Raw genomic sequence first — 22,224 nt, forward strand, 5'->3', positions numbered from 1 at the left:
CCCGTCACTGCCACGCCTTGACCCAGTCGACCTCCATCGTCGCGGGCAGGGGGACCCGCCCGTCGTAGGCGTTGACGCCGTTGCCCAGCAGCTGGGTGAAGGCGACGGTGAACCTCTTGCGGAAGGTCTCCGCCCCGTCGGTGTTGACCAGGCAGGTCTTGCCGTCGACCTGGAACTCCAGCCGGTCCGCGGTCCACTCGAGGGCATAGCGGTGCCACTGCCCACGTCGGGCGGTGCAGTTCCAGGCCGTGTTGAGTCCGTTGACCGCTCCCCCGCTGTCCGCGCTGTAGTGCAGGAAGGGGATCATCAGGTCCGGGTGCGAGGAGTAGGTCTCGGCGATGTCGATCTCGCCGGTGTTGGGCCAGTCACTCGCCGAGCCGTAGCGGATGTCGGGCCACATCCAGAAGCCCTCGTGCAGGCCGGGGAAGTCGGTGTCCTGGACCTTCATCCTCGACTCGATGCGCCCGTACTGCTGGCTCCAGCGCTGGAAGGTCGAGATCCATCCCGACACGTACTTCCCGCGCGTGCCGTCGGGCCGCAGCGGGCAGTTGCGCTCCTCGGTCGCCGGGGCGACCCGCAGCTGCAGGGTGCCGCCACTCACCTCGACCGACGGGGCATCGTTGCGGAAGCAGATGTCGCCGTACTCGAGGACGTTGTTGGCGACCCAGCGGGTGGGGTCCAGCTCCGTGCCGTCGAATTCCTCCACCATCGTGCAGGAGTAGTGGCTCCCGTCTGCCCGCTTCGGCCGCACGCCGCAGGCGTCGGACGGTGCGGGGGCGGGCTGCGCCTTCGGCCCGACCCGGCGGATGGCGCTGGACCGCCCGCCCGAGACGACGCGGTAGGCACGCACCGCCTTCGGATAGGTGGTCACCAGCCGATAGGCGCCGTTGCGGGCCGCACGGGTCGAGCGCAGCGTGATCCAGCGGTTGCCCCGCACCTGCAGCCGTACGACGGCCCGGGGCCGGGCGCGTCCGGAGAACACCACGCCGGTCGACCGCGGCGCGGGTCGGTCGAGCACCGGGCTCGCCGCGCGCCGCGCGGTCGGCTCCGCGCCGGCCGGCGTCGCCGCCAACGACGCCACGACGACGAGCATCGCCACCAGTGACGCCACCATCGGCGCCACGCTCCACTTCGTTCCGCGCATCCTGCGCCACCCCCCGACATCCCTGTCCTGGACCTGGGTCGAGGTTAGGAATCCGGCACGGGTCGGGGGGACCTGCTCGAGGACGGTCCTGATGGCACCGGAGGCCCACGAGTACCGGGACGGGGGTCCGCGGGACCGGGTCCCGGGAGGTTCAGGCCAGGTCGATCCGCAAGGCGGCGGCGAGGTCGACGTCGAGCCAGCGCTGACCGACGGGGTCGATCTCGACGATGCGCGGATCGGCCTCGGCGTCGACCTCGACGGTCGCCGTCGCCCGGTCGATCCGGATCTCGAGCCTGTCGTCGGCCAGGCCCTCGGCGAGGCCGGTGCCCCACTCGACGACGGTCACGGCGTCCGCGAGGTCGGCGTCGAGGTCGAGGTCGTCGAGCTCGGCGTGGCCGCCAAGACGATAGGCATCGACGTGCACGAGCGGCGGTCCGTCGACGAGCGAGGGGTGGACCCGGGCGATGACGAAGGTCGGCGACGTGACGCCGCCGCGGACCCCGAGCCCCTCCCCCAGGCCCTGCGTGAACGTTGTCTTGCCAGCGCCCAGCTCCCCGCTCAGCACGATCACGTCGCCGGCGGCGACGACGCGAGCGACCCGCCCGCCGAGCTCGCGCATCGCGTCGGCGGACGGGACGTCGCGCACGACGGGGACGGGCCGCGCCATCTCGACGTACGGCGCCGGGCGGGCCGTCTCGACGAAGCCCATGTCACGCCAGAAGCCCGTGGTGCGGGGCAGCTCGGGTCGCGCCAGGATCACCACGCGACGACAACCCCGCCGGCTCGCCTCGGCGAGCCCGGCCCGGACGAGCAGACGGGCGATCCCGCGGCCCTGTGCCGTCGGGTCGACGCCGAAGCGGCGCAGATAGATCGCCGTCCCGACCGGATCGAGGATCACGGCGCCGACGGGGCGACCGTCAGCGGTGGCGAGGAGTCCGCCGGCCGAGGCCAGCAGGCCGCCGATCGTCTCCTCGGTCTCGGCGAGCGCGTCGGCCGGCGGGTCGAGCGCGGGGCGCGCCGCGAAGGCCGCCTGCACGACGGCCAGCACCTCCGCCGCCGCCTCGGGTCCGACGCTGCGGATCTCCAGACAGTCCGACGAGGTCATCGATGCGTGGCCCTCGTGCTCGCCGCGGTGATCAGCTGGTCGAGCTCGGCGTTGACGAGGTCGTGACGCTCCATCGTGACCATGTGGCCGGCGCCCTCGCACTCGAGGAGTCGCGAGCCCTCGATCCGCGAGTGCAGCTTGCGGGAGTGACCGATCGAGGTGAGCCGGTCGGCGGTCCCGCAGATGATGGAGGTGGGGACCGACGAGAACGCCTCGACGTGGTCGAACTTGTCGAGGTCGCCGAAGGACGGGAAGAACTCCGCGACGACCTCGAAGGGCGTGGCCGCCAGCATCTCGTCCATGAACTCGACGTAGCCCTTGGGGACCGGGCCGCCGAAGGAGATCCGGTCGGCGGCGACCATGGCGATGCTGCGTCCGGTGCGCCGCAGCACGTCGATGCCCCGGTGTCCGCGCTGCAACGTGCGGACCGCGCTCTTCGTGAAGGCGCCGCTGAGCCGCGCGGGCACCATCGGCAGCAGGATCTTGCCCGGGTCGAGGCCACCGGCGGTGGTCGAGACGAGGCCGACGCCGACGACGCGGGTCCCGATCTGCTCGGGGAACTGCTCGGCGAACGCGACGATCGACATCCCGCCCATGGAGTGGCCGACGAGGACGACCGGGCCCTCGGGCACGGCGGCGTCGAGCACCGCGCGAAGGTCGCGGCCGAGCTGGTCGATCGTCGAGTGGGCCCGGTCTGAGTTGCCGGAGCGTCCGTGCGAGCGCTGGTCGTAGTAGACCGTGCGGACGAGACCGCGGTAGGCGGCCCGCTGGAAGTGCCAGCAGTCGAGGTTGAGGCAGAACCCGTGGACGAACACCACGGTGACCGGCGGCGTGCCGTCGCCGCGCCGCAGCAGGCGGTCGACGGCGCCCGTGGCAGCGGGGGCGACCTCGTCGACCTCGACGTGGAGCGCCAGACCGTCCTCGGCGACGACGGTCTGCGGCGTCGAGCGCAGCGACCCGAACGGGATGTCGGCGCCCGCGCGACGGCTGATGGCCCGCTGCTGGCGCACGACGCCGACCGCGGTGCCGGCAGCGGCGAGACCGAGTGCCCCGGCCGCCGCCCCGAGGATCCGGCCCCGGGCCCTCACGCCGTGCCCCCGGCGACATGGCCGTCGACGTACCTGCGGCTCATGCGGCCCCCGATCCTCGTCACGATCTCGTAGTTGATGGTGCCGCACGCCTCGGCCCAGTCCTGGGCGGTGGGTACGCCGTCGGCCGGCCGGCCGAACAGGACGACCTCGCTGCCGGTCGACGGCTCGTCGCCGCCGAGGTCGACCATGACCTGGTCCATGCTCACGGTGCCGCGCAGCGGACGCTGCTTGCCGGCCACCATGACATGGGCGGCGGCGTCACCGGCACCGGGCCGGGAGGCGGCGCGCGGGATGCCCTCGGCGTAGCCCACCGGCACGAGGCCCACGGTCGTGGCGCGGTCGGCGACCCAGCGGTGGCCGTAGGACACGCCGTCGCCCGCGGCGAGCATCTTGACCATCGCCAGGGGGGCGCGGACGGTCATCGCCGGGACGAGCCCGATGTCGGTCGCCTCCCCCGGCGCCGGGTCCAGGCCATAGAGGGCGATGCCGCAGCGGACCGCGTCGAAGCGGGCGGACGGACGCAGGATCGTGGCCGCAGAGTTGGCGAGGTGGCGCAGGTCGGGCCGCAGGCCGTGGGTCGCGGCGAGGTCGAGCGCGTCCCTGAAGGCGGCTTCCTGCGCGTCGTTGGCCGGATGGTCCGGCTCGTCGGCACAGGCCAGGTGGGACCAGATGCCGCGGACCCGCCAGCGTCCCTCCAGCTCACCCGCGCGGGCGCGAACGAAGAACTCGTCCCACATCGACCGTGGCGCACCGCCGCGGGACAGGCCGGTGTCGACCTTGAGCTGGATGTCGGCGGGCTCGGCCCGGTCGACGAACGCCACGGCCATCGCGTCGAGCTCGGCGACGTCATAGGCCGACACCTGGATCCCTGCGTCGGCGGCCGCCGCATGGGGCGCGCCGGGTGCGGTGATCCAGCACAGCAGCGGCCCCTCGTCACCGGCCTCCCGCAGTCGCAGCGCCTCCTCGACCGTCGCCGTCGCCAGCCACTCGGCGCCGCCCTCGCGTGCCGCACGCGCGCACTCGACCATCCCGTGGCCGTAGGCATCGGCCTTCACGACCGCGATCAGCGGCACCCCCGCCGTCTCCCGCAGCAGCCGCGCGTTGGCCCGGACCGCCGCCAGGTCGACGACGATCTCGGCCGGGCCGAGCGGGGAGGTCATGCGGTCGATTCTCCCATCCGGACGATCACGGAGCCGGGAGGGTCGCCACGACGCGGGGCAGGGCGGTGGCGACGTCGCTCGCCACGACCGGACCGCCCCCGCTCGCCAGCGTCGCCGCGGCGCCGTGGAGCCAGGCGCCGACCGACGCGGCGTCGAACGGGTCGAGGCCGGCGGCGAGCAGCGCGCCGATCAGGCCGCCCAGCACGTCGCCCGCGCCTGCGGTGGCCAGCCACGGCGTCCCGGTCGTCGTGACCCGGACCAGCCCGTCGGGTCGGGCGATCGTGGTCCGCCTGCCCTTCAGCAGCACGACGGCGTCGTACTCCCGGGCCGCGGAGCGGGCATGGGCCAGCGGCGCGGCCTCGACCTCGGAACGCTCGACGTCGAGCATCGCGGCCAGCTCGCCGGCATGCGGCGTCAGGACAGCAGGTACGCCGACCGGGCCGTCGACGTGCCGGAGGGCATCGGCGTCCACGACCACCGGGACGTCGTCCTCCAGGGCGGCTCGCAGCATCGCCTCCGCGTCCGCGTCGGCCCCGGAGCCGACGACCCACGCCTGCACCCGCCCGGCGCCGACCACCTCCGGGTGGTGGTCGCGAACCCGGTCGGCGACGGTGGGATCGCCCACGAAGCGCACCATGCCGGCCAGGCCGCAGGACGCCCCGGCGACGCTGAGCAGGGCCGCGCCGGGATAGGCGGCCGAGCCGGCGCGGACGCCGACGACACCGCGGGTGTACTTGTGGGCGTCGGGCTCGGGCCGTGGCACGAGGGAGGCGACGTCGGCCGCCTGCAGCGCCTCGACCTGCGCCGGTGGCAGGGTGAGCCCGATGTCGACCAGATGGATCGCGCCGCTCGCCGCGGCCGCCGGGTCGAGCAGGTGACAGGCCTTGTGGGTGCCGAAGGTGACGGTGAGGTCGGCGTGGACGTGCGGGCCGTGGATCTCACCGGTGTCGACCCCGACCCCGGACGGGGTGTCGACCGCGACCACGGATACGTCCGCCACCGCCGCGAGCGCCTCCTGGGCAGCCGACCGCAGCCCCGGTCGCCCGCCGATGCCGACGATCCCGTCCACCACCACGTCGAAGTCCCGGCCCCCGCGTGGACGACCCACCCGGCCGCCGGCGGCCCGGAAGGCGGCGAGGGCGTCGTGCGTGGACTCCCCCAGCAGCCATGCCTCGACCTGGACACCGCGGCGGGCCAGCACCACGCCAGCGTGGAGCGCGTCGCCGCCGTTGTCGCCGGACCCGACGAGCAGCAGCACCCGCCGTCCGTAGCCCCGCCCGCCGAGGAAGTCGAGGACGGCGTAGGCGAGGCCGTGGGCCGCACGCTGCATGAGCGTCCCCTCGGGCAAGGTGGTCATCAGCGCGGCCTCGGCGGCGCGGACCTGATCGACGGTGTGCGCCCGCAGCATCAGGTCTCCAGCACCACGACGGCCGAGGCGATCCCACCGTCGTGGGTGAGCGAGAGGTGGACCGAGCCGACGCCGAGCCGGTCGGCCTGGGCGAGGACCGTGCCGCGCAGGACGAAGCGTGGGCGGCCGGTCTCCTCGGAGACGACCTCCGCGTCGTGCCAGGCCATCCCGGCCGGTGCGCCGAGCGCCTTGGCCAGGGCCTCCTTCGCGGCGAAGCGAGCAGCCAGGGAGCTCATCGGCCGGTCCCGCTCCGCCTCGACGAACAGCTTCGTCACCAGCGCAGGAGTACGACGGCACGACTCCGTGAACCGGGCGATCTCGCACACGTCGATCCCGACGCCCACCACCGCCACGACCGCGACCCCTGCCCGGCTATTCGACCGTGACGGACTTGGCGAGGTTGCGCGGCTGGTCCACGTCGTGACCGAGCGCGGTGGCGAGCTCGCAGGCGAAGAGCTGCAGCGGGATGATCGCCACGAGCGGCTGCAGGAGGACAGGGACCTTCGGCAGCCGCAGCAGCACGTCGGCGTACGGCTCGATCGAGGTGTCGCCCTCCTCGGCGAGACAGATCGTGCGGGCGCCGCGGGCGCGGACCTCCTGGATGCCGCTGAGCATCTTGCCGTGCAGCTGGTCGCGGCCCTTGGGGGGCACGACGCAGAGCACCGGCAGGCCCTCGTCGATCAGCGCGATCGGGCCGTGCTTGAGCTCACCGGCGGCGAAGCCCTCGGCATGGATGTAGGCGAGCTCCTTGAGCTTGAGCGCGCCCTCGAGCGCCACCGGGTAGCCGGCGTGACGGCCGAGGAAGAGCACCGAGCTCGTCGAGACGTGCTCACGGGCCAGCTCATAGACCTGGTCGGCGTCGGCCAGCACGGTGTCGATGTGTGCGGGGATCTCCTCGAGCTGCTCCATGATCTCGTCGATCTCGTCACCGAAGCGGGTGCCCTTGACCTGCGCGATGTAGAGCGCGAGGAGGTAGCAGGCCACGAGCTGGGTCAGGAAGCCCTTGGTGGAGGCGACGCCGATCTCGGGGCCGGCGTGGGTGTAGATGACCGCGTCGGACTCGCGAGGGATGGAGGAGCCGTTGGTGTTGCAGATCGCCAGGACCTTGGCGCGCTGCTCGCGTGCATGCCGGATCGCCTGCAGGGTGTCGGCGGTCTCGCCCGACTGGCTGATCGCGACGACCAGCGTGGTGTTGTCGACGATCGGGTCGCGATAGCGGAACTCGGAGGCGAGCTCGACCTCGACGGGCGTGCGGGTCCAGTGCTCGATCGCGTACTTGGCGACCATGCCGGCGTAGAAGGACGTGCCGCAGGCGATGATGATGATCTTGTCGAGCTCGCGGATCTCCTCGTCGGCGAGACGCATCTCGTCCAGCTGCAGCTGGCCGCGCGCCGTGCGGCGCCCGATCAACGAGTCCGCGACCGCGCGGGGCTGCTCGAAGATCTCCTTGCGCATGAACCAGTCGTGGCCGTCCTTCTCCGCCGCGGAGAGGTCCCAGTCGACGTGGAACTGCTTCGCGTCTGCGGGGCGGCCCCAGAAGTCCATGACCTCGACGCCCTCGCGGGTGATGACGACGATCTGGTCCTGGCCGAGCTCGAGCGCCTCGCGGGTGAACTCGATGAACGCCGCGACGTCGGAGCCGAGGAAGTTCTCACCCTCGCCGAGGCCGACCACCAGGGGCGAGTTGCAGCGCGCGGCGACGACCTTGTCCGGCTCCTCGGAGTCGACGGCCACGAGCGTGAACGCGCCGTCCAGCTGCTGGCACACCCGCTGCATCGCGGTCGTCAGGTCGACACCGGACTGCACCTGCAGCTCGACGAGGTGGGCGACGATCTCGGTGTCGGTGTCGGAGAGCAGCACGTGGTCGTCGGCCTCGATCCGCTCGCGGAGCTCGACGAAGTTCTCGATGATGCCGTTGTGGACCAGCGCGACCCGGCGGGCACCGCCGGTGTGCGGGTGGGCGTTGACGTCGTTGGGCGGGCCGTGGGTGGCCCAGCGGGTGTGCCCGATGCCGGTGTGGGCCGTCGGCAGCGGCGCGTCGTCGAGCACCTTCTCCAGGTTGGCGAGCTTGCCGGCGCGCTTCTCGACCAGCAGCCGGCCGTCGGACACGACGGCGACGCCGGCAGAGTCATAGCCGCGGTACTCCAGCCGCCGCAGACCGTCGATGACGGTGTCCTGGGCCGACCGGGGCCCGACATATCCGACGATCCCGCACATGGCCGGTAACTCTAGGTCATGGAGGCCCCGGGAGACCGGATCGGGGACGCCCCGCACGGGCCGGTGTGACGACTGGAACAATCCTCCCATGGCAGCCGGCCAGCAGACGGGCATCCTTCCGGGCGACGAGTCGCCCCGGGAGTCCTCGCCCTACGTCGAGCTCGACCGTGCCATGTGGGCGCGGCTGGCCTCGGAGACCGACCTCGAGCGCAGCCCGCTCACCCAGGACGAGGTGATGCGGCTGCGCGGCATCGGCGACGCCCTGGACCTCCAGGAGATCCGCGACGTCTACCTGCCGCTGTCGCGGCTGCTCAGCCTGCGGGTGAGCAGCGCCTCCACGCTGCACCGTCAGCAGGAGGCCTTCCTGCACCGTGAGGTGCCGCCACGCACACCCTTCGTCATCGGCCTCGCCGGCTCGGTCGCGGTCGGCAAGTCCACCGCTGCGCGCGTGCTCCAGCAGATGCTCGCCCGCTGGCCCGAGCACCCCAACGTCGCCCTCGTCACCACCGACGGCTTCCTCTACCCCAACGCGGAGCTGGAGCGGCGCGGCCTGCTGCAGCGCAAGGGGTTCCCGGAGTCCTACGACCGCCGGGCGCTGCTGAAGTTCGTCATCGACATCAAGTCCGGCAAGGACGAGATCGAGGCGCCCGTCTACTCCCACCTCGTCTATGACGTCGTGCCCGACGAGCGGATCGTCGTCAAGCGGCCCGACATCGTGATCATCGAGGGACTCAACGTCCTGCAGCCCGCGCGGGTGCGCGAGGACGGCCGGGGCACCCTCGGCCTGTCGGACTTCTTCGACTTCTCGATCTTCGTCGACGCCAACACCAACCACATCCGCAACTGGTACGTCGACCGCTTCCTCCGGCTGCGCGAGACGGCGTTCCGCGACCCGTCGTCCTACTTCGCCAAGTACGCCGGGCTGACCCACGACGAGTCCGTCGACGAGGCTCGCCGGATCTGGGACGCCATCAACGGACCCAACCTCGAGCAGAACGTCCTGCCCACGCGATCACGCGCCACCCTCGTGCTGCGCAAGGCCAAGGACCACTCGGTCCAGTACGTCCGCCTGCGCAAGCTGTGAGATGCCCCGCGTTTCGCGGGGACCGCGACGGGCAGGAGGGCGCGTATGAGAACGCGCAAGACGATCGCCACGATGTCCGCCCTGTTCGCCGCTTCCAGCCTGGCCCTCACCGCCTGCGGTGACGACGAGCCCGACAACGAGGACACCACGTCGGAGGAGGCCACCGACGAGACCGAGGAGCCGACCGACGACGCCAGCACCGAGGCGACCGAGAGCACCTCGCAGGCTGTGCCGTCAGGGGACCTCACCCCCGCCGGCACCGAGCTGGCGCTCGGGGAGGCGGCCACCGTGTCGTTCTCGTCAGGCGACGGGTCGGGCACGGTCCAGGTGGTCGTCGACGAGATCACCGTGGGCACCCCGGCGGATCTCGAGCCGCTCGACCTGGGCGACCAGGCAGCCGGCTTCGTGCCGTACTACATCCAGGTGACGGTCACCGGCGTCTCCGGCAGCGCGGAGCTCGGCAACTACTCGATCAACGAGTCGATCGAGGGGCTGCTCCCCGACGGCGAGAAGGCGCAGACGATCTACATCATCGGCGACTTCGCGCCGTGCGAGGAGGAGACCTTCCCGGGCGACTTCAGCGACGGCGCCTCCTTCGAGACCTGCGTGACCTACCTGGCACAGGAGAGCACGGAGGTCGCGGCCGCCCAATACGCGCCGCGTGAGGGCGACTACAACTCCTACGACGGAGAACCGGTCGTCTGGAAGTGACCTCCGAAGGGTCCGCGTGACCCCCACACCCCCATCACGGTGCGCATGGCCGGGCTCTCGGGCCCGGCCATTCGTGCGCCCGGGTCAGACCGCCAGCCGCGTGCGGACGACGTCCGCGAGCCGGTCGGCGACCTGCTGGGCCTGCTCGGCCGTCGGCGCCTCGACCATGACCCGCACGAGCGGCTCGGTGCCGGAGGGCCGCAGCAGCACCCTGCCGGAGTCGCCGAGCTCGGCCTCCGCGGCGGCGACGGCCGAGGCGAGCTCGGGGTCGTCGGTGCGGGTGCGGTCGACACCGGAGACATTGACGAGCACCTGTGGCAGGTGGGTCATCACACCGGCGAGGTCACGCAGCGTGCGGCCGGTCGTTGCCATCCGCCGGGCGACGTGCAGGGCGGTCAGGACGCCGTCGCCGGTCGTCGCGTGCTCGCGCAGGATCACGTGCCCGGACTGTTCTCCGCCGAGGCTGTAGCCACCGCGGCGCATCTCGTCGAGGACGTAGCGGTCGCCCACGGCCGCCTGGATGACCTCGACGCCGGCCGTGCGCATGGCCTGCAGCAGGCCCAGGTTGCTCATCACGGTGGCGACGAGCGTGCGGTCGACGAGGCTCCCGGCGTCGTCGAGGGCCAGCGCCAGGATCGCCATGATCTGGTCGCCGTCGACGACCTCGCCGGTGTGGTCGACCGCGAGGCAGCGGTCGGCGTCGCCGTCGACCGCGAAGCCCGCGTGGGCACCGTGGTCGATGACGGCCTTCTGCAGGAGCTCGAGGTGGGTGGAGCCACAGCCGGAGTTGATGTTGAGGCCGTCGGGCGAGGCGCCGATGGTGACGACCTGCGCGCCGGCCTCGGCGAGCGCACGTGGTCCGACCTCGCTGGCGGCGCCGTGGGCGCAGTCGATGACCAGCTTGAGGCCGGACAGGGGCTTGCCGGTCGGTACGTCGAGCGTGCGGATCAGGTGGTCGACGTACTCGGGGACGGTGGGGCCGTAGGGCTTGACCCGGCCGACGGCGGCGCCGGTGGGGCGGTCCCAGTCCTGCCCGAGGTGCTCCTCGATCTCGCGCTCGACGGCGTCGTCGAGCTTGACGCCGCCACGGGCGAGGAACTTGATGCCGTTGTCGGGCATCGGGTTGTGCGAGGCACTGATGACGACACCGACGTCGGCGCCGAGTGCATCGGTGAAGTAGGCGACGCCCGGCGTCGGCAGCACCCGCAGGCGCAGCACGTCGACGCCGGCCGAGGCCAGGCCCGCGACGACCGCGTGCTCGAGGAACTGCCCCGAGATGCGGGTGTCACGGCCGACGACGGCCAGCGGGCGTGGCCGGTCGAAGCCGCCGCGCGCCACCAGGACGCGCGCCGCGGCGACGCCCAGGTCGAGCGCCAGCTCGGCGGTCAGCTTGTCGTTGGCAAGGCCGCGGACACCGTCGGTGCCGAAGATGCGGGTCACGTCCTACTCCCTCGTGTCGTGCACAAAACGGGCGACGGGGCCACGGACCGCAGCAGCGGTGCGTGGCCCCGTCGTACGCGCGAATCCGAGGATCAGCGCTTGGAGTACTGCGGCGCCTTGCGGGCCTTCTTGAGACCGGCCTTCTTGCGCTCGGTCGCACGGGCGTCGCGGGTCAGCAGGCCAGCCTTCTTGAGGGTGGGCCGGTTGGCGTCGAGGTCGATGCCGTTGAGCGAGCGGGCCACGCCGAGGCGGAGCGCACCGGCCTGGCCGGTGATGCCACCGCCGTGGATGCGGGCGATGACGTCGAAGCGGCCCTCGAGGCCGAGAGCCGCGAACGGCTCGTTGACGACCTGCTGGTGCAGCTTGTTGGGGAAGTAGTCCTCGATGGTGCGGCCGTTGATGGTCCACGTGCCGTTGCCGGGCACGAGGCGGACGCGGGCGACGGCCTCCTTGCGACGGCCGGTGGCCGCGCCGGGGGCGATGGTCGCGGGGCGGGCGCTGACGACGGCCGACGGGGAGGTCTCGCTGGTGTAGGCGACACCCTGCTCGTCGGTCTCGAAGGTCTCCTCGACCTCGCCCTGGTTGTTCGTGTTCTCAGTCACGATGAAAGTCCTCAGTCCTGATCAGTTCGAAGTCACTGGGAGATCTGGGTGATCTCGTAGGGGACGGCCTGCTGGGCCTGGTGGGGGTGAGCCGGGCCGCTGTAGACCTTGAGCTTCTTGATGATCTGCCGGCCGAGGCGGTTCTTCGGCAGCATGCCCCACACGGCCTTCTCGACGGCCTTGCGGGCGTCCTTGTCGATGACCTCGCCGATCGGGGTCGCGGTCAGACCACCCGGGTAGCCGGAGTGGCGGTAGACCATCTTGTCGGCACGCTTGTTGCCGGACAGGGCCACCTTGTCGGCGTTGATGATGATGACGTAGTCGCCGGTGTCCGCGTTGGGGGCGAAGATCGGCTTGTGCTTGCCGCGCAGCAGACCTGCGGCGGTCACGGCGAGCCGACCGAGAACGACGTCGGTCGCGTCGATCACGAGCCAGGCGCGCTCGACGTCACCGGGCTTCGGGGCATAGGTACGCATGGAGGATTCCATTCGTTCGTGTCGGACTCCGGTTGGTGATCCATCCGGAGACGTCTTCTGACGAACACTGCTCCCGACCTCAACGGTGGGGAGGCTGCCCTCGCAAGGAGAGCGGCAGGAGACGCAGCGAGAAGATTACGGCGAGTGCGGACCGCCGTCCAAATCACCGCTCCGCACGACCCACCGGGTGACGTCGCGGGTGACCGGGCGCCGAATCGCGGCGGCGCACCGTCCGTCGCTGCCACGATGCGCGGGACTCCCCACTCGGAAAGGCTTCACCATGCTCCCACGTCGTTCCCCCCTGCGCTCCGCGCGCCTGCTCGTCGCCACCACCGCCATCGGCGGTCTCGCGATCGCCGGCCTCTCGCCTGCCGCGCCGGCCCAGGCCGCGGACCCGATCGTCGACGGCTACCTCGGACTGTCGTCGAGCATCAACTACAACGAGACCGACTGCGCTGGCGCATCGGAGCCCGCCAACATCGAGGCCGCCTTCACCGCTGGCACCACGGTGAAGCGGACGCTCTCCTTCGACCAGACCGCGACGGCCACCGGCGACGAGACCGACACCCTTCGTCTGAGGGGCAGCCAGACCCTGGGCGTGTCCTCGTCCGTCGCCGGCGGTCAGCTCTCCGCGCTGACCGCCACCTCCACGGTGACCGGCTCGGTCACCGCCGCCAAGGCGGAGAGTGCCTGCTCGCAGAGCGGGTTCCCTGCCGGTTCGAACAGCCAGGGCGGCATCGGGGCACAGATCAACCGCACCACGGACGGATGGCTGCGCGTCCAGGCGACCAGCAGCGGCGTCGGCGGCCAGATCATGACAATCGCGTTCGGCCAGGGGCAGCTGGTCGACACCGAGCTCGGCGGCTTCGCCGTCCGCGACCTCTCCTACGACCACTGGATCTACGTCCCCGCCGGCGAGTACTACTTCGAGGTCTCGATGGGCGGCGCCGCTGTAGACGGCTACGACCTGGAGAAGATCGCGCTCAAGCAGTCGGTGAAGTTGACCTTCCACCGCGCCGGCATCGCGCGCTCCGCGGCGACGGGCACGGCACGCCCCCAGGTCACCCTGCCGTCGTACCTCACCTGCTCGACGGGTCGGGCCACCGTGGGCCTCACCTCGAAGATCCGGGGCGCGTCGCGGGTGACGCTCTATGTCAACGGCGTCCGCAAGTCCGTGATCAACCGGCCGACCCCGCGCCGCGTGACGCTGAAGGGCGTCCCGACCAACCGGGCCGTCACCCTCAGGGCGGTCGTGCAGGACGGGCGGCGCAGCACCGCGGTGACCCGCTCCTACCGCTCCTGCTGATCCACTGAACCGCTGATCCGCTGATCAACCCGAGGCCCGGTCGCGCTCCCCACGGGGGCGGCCGGGCCTCGCTGCATGCGGACGCCCGGCGGCTGAGCGCCACGCCTCGGGACACCATCTGGCGCTCCGGCGGCCTGCCGGTAGGTTGGCAGGGTGACTGAATCCCTGACCGTACGCGACAACCGCACGGGAGCGGAGTACGAGATCCCGATCACGGACGGCACCATCCGCGCCGCCGACCTCGGGCAGATCAAGCTCAACGACGACGAGCCCGGCCTGGCGACCTATGACCCCGGGTTCGTCAACACCGCCTCGTGCCGCAGCTCCATCACCTACATCGATGGCGACAAGGGCATCCTCGAATACCGCGGATACCCGATCGAGCAGCTCGCCGAGAAGTCCAACTTCCTCGAGGTGGCCTACCTGCTCATCCACGGCGACCTGCCGTCGAAGGAGCAGTACGACGCCTGGGTGCACGAGATCACCTTCCACACCTTCGTGCACGAGAACGTCAAGAGCTTCATGCACGGGTTCCGCTACGACGCCCACCCGATGGGGATGCTGATGGCGTCCGTCGGTGCGCTGTCGACGTTCTACCCGGAGTCGGGCCGGATCGAGGACCCGGACAACCGTCACATCCAGATCGTGCGGATGATCGCCAAGATGCCGACGCTCGGCGCCTGGGCCTTCCGGCACGCGCAGGGCAAGCCCTACGTCTACCCCGACAACGACCTGTCCTACGCGGAGAACTTCCTCTCCATGCTCTTCAAGATGAGCGAGGTCAAGTACGCCCCCGACCCGCGCATCGCCAAGGCGCTCGACACGCTGTTCATCCTCCACGCCGACCACGAGCAGAACTGCTCGACCAACGCGGTGCGGTCCGTGGGCTCCAGCCAGGTCGACCCCTACTCCGCCGTGGCCGCCGGCATCGGCGCCCTCTACGGCCCGCTGCACGGCGGCGCCAACGAGGCCGTCCTCAAGATGCTGCGCCGCATCGGCAGCAAGGACAACATCCCCGCCTTCATCGAGGGCGTGAAGAACGGCGAAGAGCGCCTGATGGGCTTCGGCCACCGGGTCTACAAGAACTACGACCCGCGCGCCAAGATCATCAAGAAGGCCTGCGACGACGTCTTCGAGGTCACCGGGGTCAACCCGCTCCTCGAGGTCGCCCAGGAGCTGGAGCGGATCGCGCTCGAGGACGAGTACTTCGTCAAGCGTCGGCTCTACCCCAACGTGGACTTCTACTCCGGCCTCATCTACGAGGCCCTGGAGTTCCCGCCGGAGATGTTCACCGTCCTCTTCGCGATCGGCCGGGCCCCCGGCTGGCTCGCGCAGTGGCTCGAGCTGGTCCAGGACAAGGACCAGAAGATCGCCCGGCCCAAGCAGATCTACACCGGCGCGCGCACGCTCGACTTCGTGCCCGCCGAGGAGCGCTGGGCCTGAGCCCACCCGTTCCGTCACGAGCCCCCGGTTGCCCAGCAGCCGGGGGTTCGTCGTTCCTCAGTCCTCGGGATACGGCGGCAGCGCGGCGTCGTACAGCCAGGGGTGCAGGAGCGTGGCGACGTCCTCACCGGTCCGCTCGGCGGCGAAGGCCAGGAAGTCCTCGGTCGTCACCGAGCCGCCGGCGTGCTCGGCCACCCAGCCGCGCAGCACGTCGAAGAAGGCAGCGTCCCCGACGTGGAGGCGCAGCGCGTGGAGGGTCAGCGCGCCGCGCTTGTAGACCCAGTCGTCGAACATCTGCTCAGCACCCGGGTCGGCGAGGGTGACGTCCAGGTCGAGCCCGTCGAGCTTGTCGTGGTGGTGGCGCGCCCACTCGTCGCACGAGTGCGGGCCGTCCGACTCCTCCGACCAGAGCCACTCGCTGTAGCAGGCGAAGCCCTCGTGCAGCCAGATGTCCTGCATCCGCGCGTAGGTGACGGCGTTGCCGAACCACTGGTGGGCGAGCTCGTGGGCGATGAGGCGGACGCGGGACCAGTCGGTGCTGAGGAAGTTGCGACCGAAGGTCGACAGGCTCTGGCTCTCGAGCGGGATCTCGAGCTCGTCGTCGGTGACCACCGCGGTGTAGCTCTCGAACGGGTAGGGCCCGAAGACATGCTCGAAGTAGTGCATCATCGCCGCCTGCTGGTCGAAGGACCCCGACAGGTCGGCGTCGGACGGCGCGAAGGTCACCAGGGGCGGCTCGGTCGCGTGCTCGGTGGCGCGGTAGCGCCCGATCTGCATCGTCGCGAGGTACGGCGCCATCGGCTGATCCATCAGCCAGGTCCAGGTCTCGCTGCTGGCCGAGCGGCGCCGGTCGACGAGCAGGCCGTTGGCGACCACGGTGTAGCCGGCTGGAGCGCTCATCGTGATCCGGTAGCTCGCCTTGTCGTCGACCCGGTCGTTGCAGGGGAACCAGCTCGGCGCGCCGTGGGGTTGGGCGGCGACGATGACGCCGTCCTCGAGCTCCTCCCAGCCGGCGTCCCCGTGGTGGCGGTCGACCGTCGGTTGAGGCGTGCCGCCGTAGCCGAGGGTGAGCCCCAGCTGGGTGCCGGCGGGGTGCTCGCGATCCAGCTGCACGACGAACCGGTCGCCGCGGGTGCTCCACTTGCGGATGCGAGCCCCCTCCAGCCGCACCTTGTCGACGGTGAGCCGGGCGAGGTCGAGGACGATGCGCGCGGTCTCCTCGTGCAGGACGAGGTCGAGCCGCGCGGTGCCACGCAGACGGTTGCCGTCGGGCACGTAGGCGAGGTCGAGGTCGTAGTGGTCGACCCCGTAGCTGCGGTCGCCGTGGCCGTCGAGGTACGGGTCGGCGCTGGGGAGGTGCTGGAACACGCGTCCGGTCTCCTGGTCAGTCCCGCTCGACCCAGGGTCCGATCGGGTTGCCGATCCATCGGGTCTTCTCCGGCACGGCCTCGCCTCTCATCACCAGGGACACCGGACCGACGGTAGCGTGCCGGCCGAGCATCGCGGCCGGCAGCACGACCGAGTTCGGCCCCAGGGTCGCGCCCCGACGCAGGACCACGGCGTCCGTCGCGAGCAGGCGGTCGTGGAAGAGGTGGGTCTGCACCACACTGCCCTGGTTGACGGTCGAGCCGTCGCCGAGCTCGACCAGGTCCGGCTCGGGGAGCCAGTAGGACTCGAACCACACGCCGCGACCGACCCGGGCGCCCATGGCCCGGAACCACGCGGCGATCAACGGCGATCCGGTCGCCAGGCCCGCGAACCACGGGGCCGCGACGACCTCGACGAAGGTGTCGGCGAGCTCGTTGCGCCACACGAACGAGCTCCACAGCGGGTGGCTGCCGGGACGCACCCGCCCGACGAGGACCCACTTGGCGACCACGGCCGTCAGGGCGGCCACGATGCCCGCGCCGAGGAGCAGGAAGGGGGTCGCGACCACGGCCAGGACGACGCCGTGGCGGGAGGCGACGGCCAGGATGCCACCGACGATCGCCAGGTGCAGGGCGACGCCGAGCAGCACCGGGAGTGCGCGGGCGAGCTCCCAGCAGCCACGGGCGACCTTGAGCCGCGTCGGAGGGGCGTAGGTCCGCTCGTCGGTCGCGTCCTGCTCGGCGCGGCGCAGCGGTGCCGGCGGGCTCCCGAGCCAGGACTCCCCCGCCCGGACCGTGCTGCGGGCGGGCGCCGCGGACAGCACCGCGACCAGCGACCGCTTGGGGACCTTGCGCCCCGGCGCGGCCATCGCGGAGTTGCCGACGAAGGCCCGCTTGCCGACCTTGACCCGCTCCGCCCGGAGCCAGCCGCCACCGAGCTCGTAGCCCCCGATGAGGGTGTCGTCGGCGAGGAACGCCTGGTCGCTCACGGCCGTCAGGGACGGGATCATCAGCACCGTCGAGGCCTCCACGTCGTCGCCGATCCGCGCACCGAGCAGCCGCAGCCACACCGGGGTCAGCTGGGAGCTGTAGAGGGGGAACAGCCAGGTCCGCGCCTCGTCGAGGACCCGCACGGTCCCCCACACGCACAGCGCCGGCCAGCTCTGCAGCGGGTGCGCCCCGGGCCGCACGCCGACGGCGAGGATCCGCACGGACACCAGCACCAACCCGGCGAGCAGGAGCCAGCCTCCGACGACGGCCGGCACGAACCATGGCAGGAGGGCGCCCGCCGCATCGGCCGGGCCGTCGCTCGACCCCAGGTCGGCGAGTCCGACCACGGGGAGGGCGACGCCGAGGACGGCCAGGGCCGGCAGCACGGACAGCATGCCGGCCACCGCCGTGTAGCGCGCCGCCCAGCCCCGCAGCTGCTGGCGCGAGGCCGACGGCCGGTCCGCCCACGGGCCGCGGGCCGCACTGCTGGCGCGGGTCGAGGGAGCACCCGACCAGAACTCGCCCGTCGGCACCTCCCCGAAGACCGCCGACCCGGGCGCCACCTCGGCGTCGTCGCCGACCACGGCGCCCGGGCACAGCATCGAGCGGGTGCCGACCCGGGAGCGGCGCCCGACCCGGATGCCGCCGACGTGGAGCACGTCACCGTCGATCCAGTAGCCCGTCAGGTCGACCTCGGGCTCGACGGAGGCACCCTTGCCCACGGTCAGGTGCCCGGTGATCGGCGGCAGCGAGTGCAGGTCGGCCCCGCGGGCGACCTTCGCCCCCAGCAGTCGGGCGTACCACGTCATGTAGGGCGCTCCGGAGAGCCGCGTCGCGCCCAGCTCGTCGGCCAGCCGCTCGGCCGCCCAGATCCGCAGGTGCACCTTGCCGCCCCGCGGATGGGTGCCCGGTCGGACGCCGCGCAGCACCAGTCGCGCCAGCTTCGCAGCGACGAGGGCTCGGCCCGGCGGGCTGACGAAGAGCACGAGCGCCGGCACGAGCAGCCACCAGGACACGGCCGGCAGCCACGTCACGTCGAACGCGTCGTGAGCGAGGTGACCCGCCGTCAGCGTGGCCGCCAGCCAGCGCGGAGCCGCGAGCGAACGCAGCAGCGGCACCGCGACCACCTGGCCCGCCTGGGTCTTGAGCGGGATCGGCTTGACGCGCCGGCTCTGCTCGGCGAGCGCGGACGGACCCGACGCGTCGAGGTGAGCGGCCAGTGCGCCCAGCGTCGAGTGCTGGTAGACGTCGGCGACGGTCAGGTCGGCATGCTCGGCCCGCAGCATCGACACCACCTGCGCGGCCGTCAGGCTGCCGCCCCCGAGGTCGAAGAAGTCCGCGTCGACGCTGTCGGGCACCGCGCCGATCACCTGTTGCCAGATGCCGGCGAGCCGCGCGGCCGTGCCGTGCAGCCCCACGTCCTCCGGGTCCACCGAGGGCAGCGGCCACGGCAGCGCGTCCCGGTCAACCTTGCCGGAGGTGCGCGTCGGGATGTCGCCGACCACCGCGAGGCGCGGCACCAGGGCGGCCGGCAGGGTCTCGCGCAGGTACGCCGTCGCGGCCGCCGCGTCGAAGCCGGCCGACGTGGCGACGTACCCCACGAGGAGCTGGTTGCCGGTCGCGGTGCGGCGCACGGCAGCGGCGGCCGAGGCGACGCCGGGGAGGGCGAGGAGCGCGGAGTCGATCTCGCCGAGCTCGATGCGGCGCCCACCGACCTTGACCTGGTCGTCGGCTCGGCCCGCGAAGAGCAGGCCCGCGGAGTCGTTGACCACGATGTCACCGCTGCGGTAGGCCCGCTCCCAGCCGAGGGTCGGCATCGGTGCGTACTTCTCCGCGTCCTTCTCCGGGTCGAGGTAGCGGGCCAGGCCGACGCCGCCGATGATGAGCTCGCCGCGCTCGCCCTCGGCGACCGGACGACCCTCGGCGTCGACCACGGCAAGGTCCCAGCCGGCGAGCGGGAGGCCGATCCGGACCGGGCCGTCGGCGGTGACGAGCGCGCCGCACGCGACCACCGTCGCCTCGGTCGGGCCGTAGGTGTTCCACACCTCGCGGTCGGCGGCGACCAGCCGGGCTGCCAGCTCCGGCGGCAGCGCCTCGCCGCCGAGGATCACCAGGCGCACCCGCACCAGCGCGTCGTCCGGCCAGAGGCTCACCAGGGTCGGCACGGTCGAGACGATGCTGATCTCGTTGGCGACGAGCCACGGGCCGACCTCGACACCGCTGCGGACGAGGGCCCGCGGGGCGGGGACCAGGCAGGCGCCGTGGCGCCACGCCAGCCACATCTCCTCGCAGCTGGCATCGAAGGCCACGGACAGGCCCGCCATCACCCGGTCGCGGGGACCGATCGGATCCGTCTGCAGGAAGAGCCCCGCCTCGGCGTCGACGAACGCCGCGGCGTTGCGGTGCGTGACCGCCACGCCCTTGGGACGGCCCGTCGACCCGGAGGTGAAGATGACCCAGGCGTCGTCGGCCGGCTCCGGATCGCGACGCTCCCGCGGCGGCGACGTGCGCCGCCCGTCGATCACGAGGCCGGTGCCGATCACGGCGGCGACGTCGGCCTCCCCGAACACCAGGCGGGCCCGTTCCTCCGGATCGTCCGCATCCACCGGCACATAGGCCGCGCCGGCGCAGAGGACGCCCAGGATCGCGACGTAGAGGTCGGTGGTGCCCGACGGCAGCCGGACCCCGACCTTGTCGCCGGCACCGATCCCCAGGTCGGCGAGGTCGCTCGCGACCTCGGTGGCGGCCTCGGCCAGCTCGGCGTAGGTGACCAGGTCGTTGCCGCTGTCGAGCGCCAGGGCGTCCGGGCTCGCCGCGACGGTCTCCCGGAAGACCTCGACGAGGGTGCGGGCCGGCGGGGCCTCGTCACCGCGCATCAGGCGTGACCGACCGGCCACCAGCTCTCCCACCTCACCAGCGTCGTCGGTCGAGGTGAACGGGAGGTGGCCGCCGGGGTGCGCCTGCGTTGTGTCGCCCTGTGATCTGGGCCACAATCGCCCGATGAGCGCGCCGACCCAGCCCCCTCTCAGCGACGAGACGCCGACGACCCGGGCCTGGCCGCCCGCCGTACCCCCGGAGCCCACGTACGTCGAGGACCGCCTCAACCACTGGGCGGAGGCGACGCCGGACGCCGAGGCGATGACCTACCTCGGACGGACGTGGACCTGGGCGCAGTGGCACGACCGCGTCCACCGGGCGGCCGGCGGCCTGCGCGACCTCGGCATCGCGCGCGGCGACGTCGTGTCCTTCCTCGACAAGAACCATCCCGCCTGCGTCGAGATCAGTCTCGCGGCGGGGTCGATCGGCGCCGCCAACGCGATCATCAACTGGCGCTCGGCGGGCGACGAGATCGACTACGCCGTCAACGACTCCGGCGCCAAGGTCCTCTTCGTCGGCCGCGAGCTGATGCCGACGATCGAGGCGATCCGCGACCGCCTGACCAACGTGCACACGATCATCGAGGTGACCCCCGAGGGCGGCGACGACGACCCCTACGAGCAGTTCCTCGCCGCTTCGACGCCCTGCGACGACGGGCCCGACGTCCTCGAGGACGACGTGTGCCTGGTCATGTACTCCTCCGGCACCACCGGGCGCCCCAAGGGCGTCATGCTGACGCACCGCAACATGGTCAGCCACACCGTCAACGCCCACGACGGCTGGGTGTTCGAGCCGGGCGACAAGTCGATGGTCGCCATGCCGCTCTTCCACGTGGGCGGCTCCTCCTACGTGCTCTTCGGGATCCACGACGGCATCCCGAGCGTGATGACCCGCGAGCCCGACGCCGCCTCGCTCGCCGGAGCGATCCTCGCCGGCGCCAACCGCACCTTCCTGGTCCCCGCTGTGCTGGCGCAGGTCCTGCAGGCCGGGCCGGACGCGGTGAAGCTGTTCGGCGCGCTCAGGACCTACACCTACGGCGCCGCGCCGATGCCGCCGCCGCTGCTGCGCGCCGCCATGGCGGCCTGGCCCGACACCGACTTCATCCAGGTCTACGGCCTCACCGAGGTGTCCGGCGTCGCGACCCACCTGATGCCCGAGGACCACCGCACCGCCGAGGCCAGTGGCCATCCCGAGCGGCTGGTCTCGGCCGGCAAGCCGGTCCCGGGGTGCGAGGTCCGCATCGTCGACCCCGGCACCCTGGCCGACGTCGCCACCGGCGAGCACGGCGAGATCTGGCTCCGGACGCCGCAGCTGATGAAGGGATTCCTCAACAAGCCCGAGGCGACGGCCGAGGTCATCACCGACGACGGCTGGTTCCGGACCGGCGACATGGGCCACGTCGACGGCGACGGCTACGTCTTCGTGTCCGACCGGCTCAAGGACATGATCATCACCGGCGGCGAGAACGTGTACTCCCCCGAGGTGGAGCGGGTCCTCGCCGAGCACCCGGCGGCGCTCGCGGTGGCCGTGATCGGCGTCCCGGACGAGCGGTGGGGTGAGTCGGTCAAGGCGGTCGTGGCCCTCAAGGAGGGCGCCGAGGCGACCGAGGCCGAGATCATCGAGTTCTGTCGCGAGCGCCTGGCCCACTTCAAGGCTCCGAAGTCCGTCGACATCGTCGAGGCGCTGCCCCGCAACCCGACCGGCAAGATCCTCAAGCGCGACCTGCGCAAGCCCTACTGGGACCGACGGGAGCGGCAGGTCTGAGCCAACGGTTTCGCGAAGCCTCATCGGCGTCTCAGGACC

17 protein-coding genes are annotated in these 22,224 nt (G+C 72.0%); 5 read left to right on the plus strand and 12 right to left on the minus strand.

The features are described 5' to 3' along the window. Positions 1-4: 4 nt before the first annotated feature. The 7 genes from E9934_RS13750 to glmS form a co-directional block, all read right to left on the minus strand. Positions 5-1,144 carry a glycoside hydrolase family 16 protein gene (locus E9934_RS13750; protein WP_136563466.1) on the minus strand — a complete coding sequence of 380 codons (1,140 nt, stop codon included), beginning with the start codon at positions 1,142-1,144 and terminating at the stop codon, positions 5-7. A 151-nt stretch (positions 1,145-1,295) separates the two neighbouring features. Next, a complete protein-coding gene (gene tsaE / locus E9934_RS13755; protein ID WP_136563467.1) occupies positions 1,296-2,249 on the minus strand; it encodes a tRNA (adenosine(37)-N6)-threonylcarbamoyltransferase complex ATPase subunit type 1 TsaE in 954 nt (317 codons plus the stop codon). Beyond that, positions 2,246-3,337: an alpha/beta fold hydrolase gene (locus E9934_RS13760; protein ID WP_136563468.1), complete on the minus strand. Its 1,092-nt coding sequence runs from the start codon at positions 3,335-3,337 to the stop codon at positions 2,246-2,248. The genes tsaE and E9934_RS13760 overlap by 4 nt, the downstream gene beginning before the upstream one ends. Next, on the minus strand, positions 3,334-4,500 hold the full coding sequence (gene alr, locus E9934_RS13765; RefSeq protein WP_136563469.1) for an alanine racemase: 1,167 nt from the start codon (positions 4,498-4,500) through the stop codon (positions 3,334-3,336). Before alr ends, E9934_RS13760 begins: the two co-directional genes overlap by 4 nt. Before the next feature lie 25 nt (positions 4,501-4,525). Then, positions 4,526-5,908 (minus strand): NAD(P)H-hydrate dehydratase, encoded by a 1,383-nt coding sequence (locus E9934_RS13770; protein ID WP_136563470.1) that lies wholly within the window; start codon positions 5,906-5,908, stop codon positions 4,526-4,528. After that, positions 5,908-6,261 (minus strand): holo-ACP synthase, encoded by a 354-nt coding sequence (locus tag E9934_RS13775; protein WP_136563471.1) that lies wholly within the window; start codon positions 6,259-6,261, stop codon positions 5,908-5,910. The genes E9934_RS13770 and E9934_RS13775 overlap by 1 nt, the downstream gene beginning before the upstream one ends. Positions 6,262-6,280: 19 nt before the next feature. Further along, complete coding sequence (gene glmS, locus E9934_RS13780) at positions 6,281-8,125, minus strand: glutamine--fructose-6-phosphate transaminase (isomerizing) (RefSeq protein ID WP_136563472.1); 1,845 nt, start codon at positions 8,123-8,125, stop codon at positions 6,281-6,283. Positions 8,126-8,213: 88 nt separating this feature from the next. Between glmS and coaA the strand changes: the two genes are divergently transcribed. Further along, complete coding sequence (coaA, locus tag E9934_RS13785) at positions 8,214-9,209, plus strand: type I pantothenate kinase (RefSeq protein ID WP_136563473.1); 996 nt, start codon at positions 8,214-8,216, stop codon at positions 9,207-9,209. Between the two features lie 45 nt (positions 9,210-9,254). After that, positions 9,255-9,920, plus strand: a complete 666-nt coding sequence (locus E9934_RS13790) for a hypothetical protein (RefSeq protein WP_136563474.1) — start codon at positions 9,255-9,257, stop codon at positions 9,918-9,920. An 84-nt stretch (positions 9,921-10,004) separates the two neighbouring features. Here E9934_RS13790 and glmM read toward each other — a convergent pair whose 3' ends face one another. The 3 genes from glmM to rplM all read right to left on the minus strand — a co-directional run bounded on the left by glmM (position 10,005) and on the right by rplM (position 12,438). Then, complete coding sequence (glmM, locus tag E9934_RS13795; protein ID WP_136563475.1) at positions 10,005-11,360, minus strand: phosphoglucosamine mutase; 1,356 nt, start codon at positions 11,358-11,360, stop codon at positions 10,005-10,007. A gap of 92 nt (positions 11,361-11,452) precedes the next feature. After that, positions 11,453-11,962 carry a 30S ribosomal protein S9 gene (gene rpsI, locus E9934_RS13800; RefSeq protein ID WP_136563476.1) on the minus strand — a complete coding sequence of 170 codons (510 nt, stop codon included), beginning with the start codon at positions 11,960-11,962 and terminating at the stop codon, positions 11,453-11,455. Between the two features lie 32 nt (positions 11,963-11,994). Next, on the minus strand, positions 11,995-12,438 hold the full coding sequence (rplM, locus tag E9934_RS13805; protein ID WP_136563477.1) for a 50S ribosomal protein L13: 444 nt from the start codon (positions 12,436-12,438) through the stop codon (positions 11,995-11,997). 280 nt (positions 12,439-12,718) lie between these two features. Between rplM and E9934_RS13810 the strand changes: the two genes are divergently transcribed. Further along, a complete protein-coding gene (locus E9934_RS13810) occupies positions 12,719-13,744 on the plus strand; it encodes a hypothetical protein (protein WP_136563478.1) in 1,026 nt (341 codons plus the stop codon). A 153-nt stretch (positions 13,745-13,897) separates the two neighbouring features. Then, complete coding sequence (locus E9934_RS13815; protein ID WP_136563479.1) at positions 13,898-15,187, plus strand: citrate synthase; 1,290 nt, start codon at positions 13,898-13,900, stop codon at positions 15,185-15,187. A 57-nt stretch (positions 15,188-15,244) separates the two neighbouring features. On the opposite strand, the gene E9934_RS13820 is transcribed toward E9934_RS13815, so the two are convergent. Continuing rightward, on the minus strand, positions 15,245-16,555 hold the full coding sequence (locus E9934_RS13820) for a M1 family metallopeptidase (RefSeq protein ID WP_136563480.1): 1,311 nt from the start codon (positions 16,553-16,555) through the stop codon (positions 15,245-15,247). A gap of 16 nt (positions 16,556-16,571) precedes the next feature. Continuing rightward, a complete protein-coding gene (locus tag E9934_RS13825) occupies positions 16,572-20,453 on the minus strand; it encodes a Pls/PosA family non-ribosomal peptide synthetase (protein ID WP_238694954.1) in 3,882 nt (1,293 codons plus the stop codon). A 91-nt stretch (positions 20,454-20,544) separates the two neighbouring features. On the opposite strand from E9934_RS13825, the gene E9934_RS13830 reads away from it, so the two are divergent. Then, positions 20,545-22,185 carry a long-chain-fatty-acid--CoA ligase gene (locus E9934_RS13830; protein WP_136563481.1) on the plus strand — a complete coding sequence of 547 codons (1,641 nt, stop codon included), beginning with the start codon at positions 20,545-20,547 and terminating at the stop codon, positions 22,183-22,185. Positions 22,186-22,224 lie beyond the last annotated feature (39 nt).

The organism is Nocardioides caeni, from assembly GCF_004912195.1.
Taxonomy (GTDB): Bacteria; Actinomycetota; Actinomycetes; order Propionibacteriales; family Nocardioidaceae; genus Nocardioides; species Nocardioides caeni.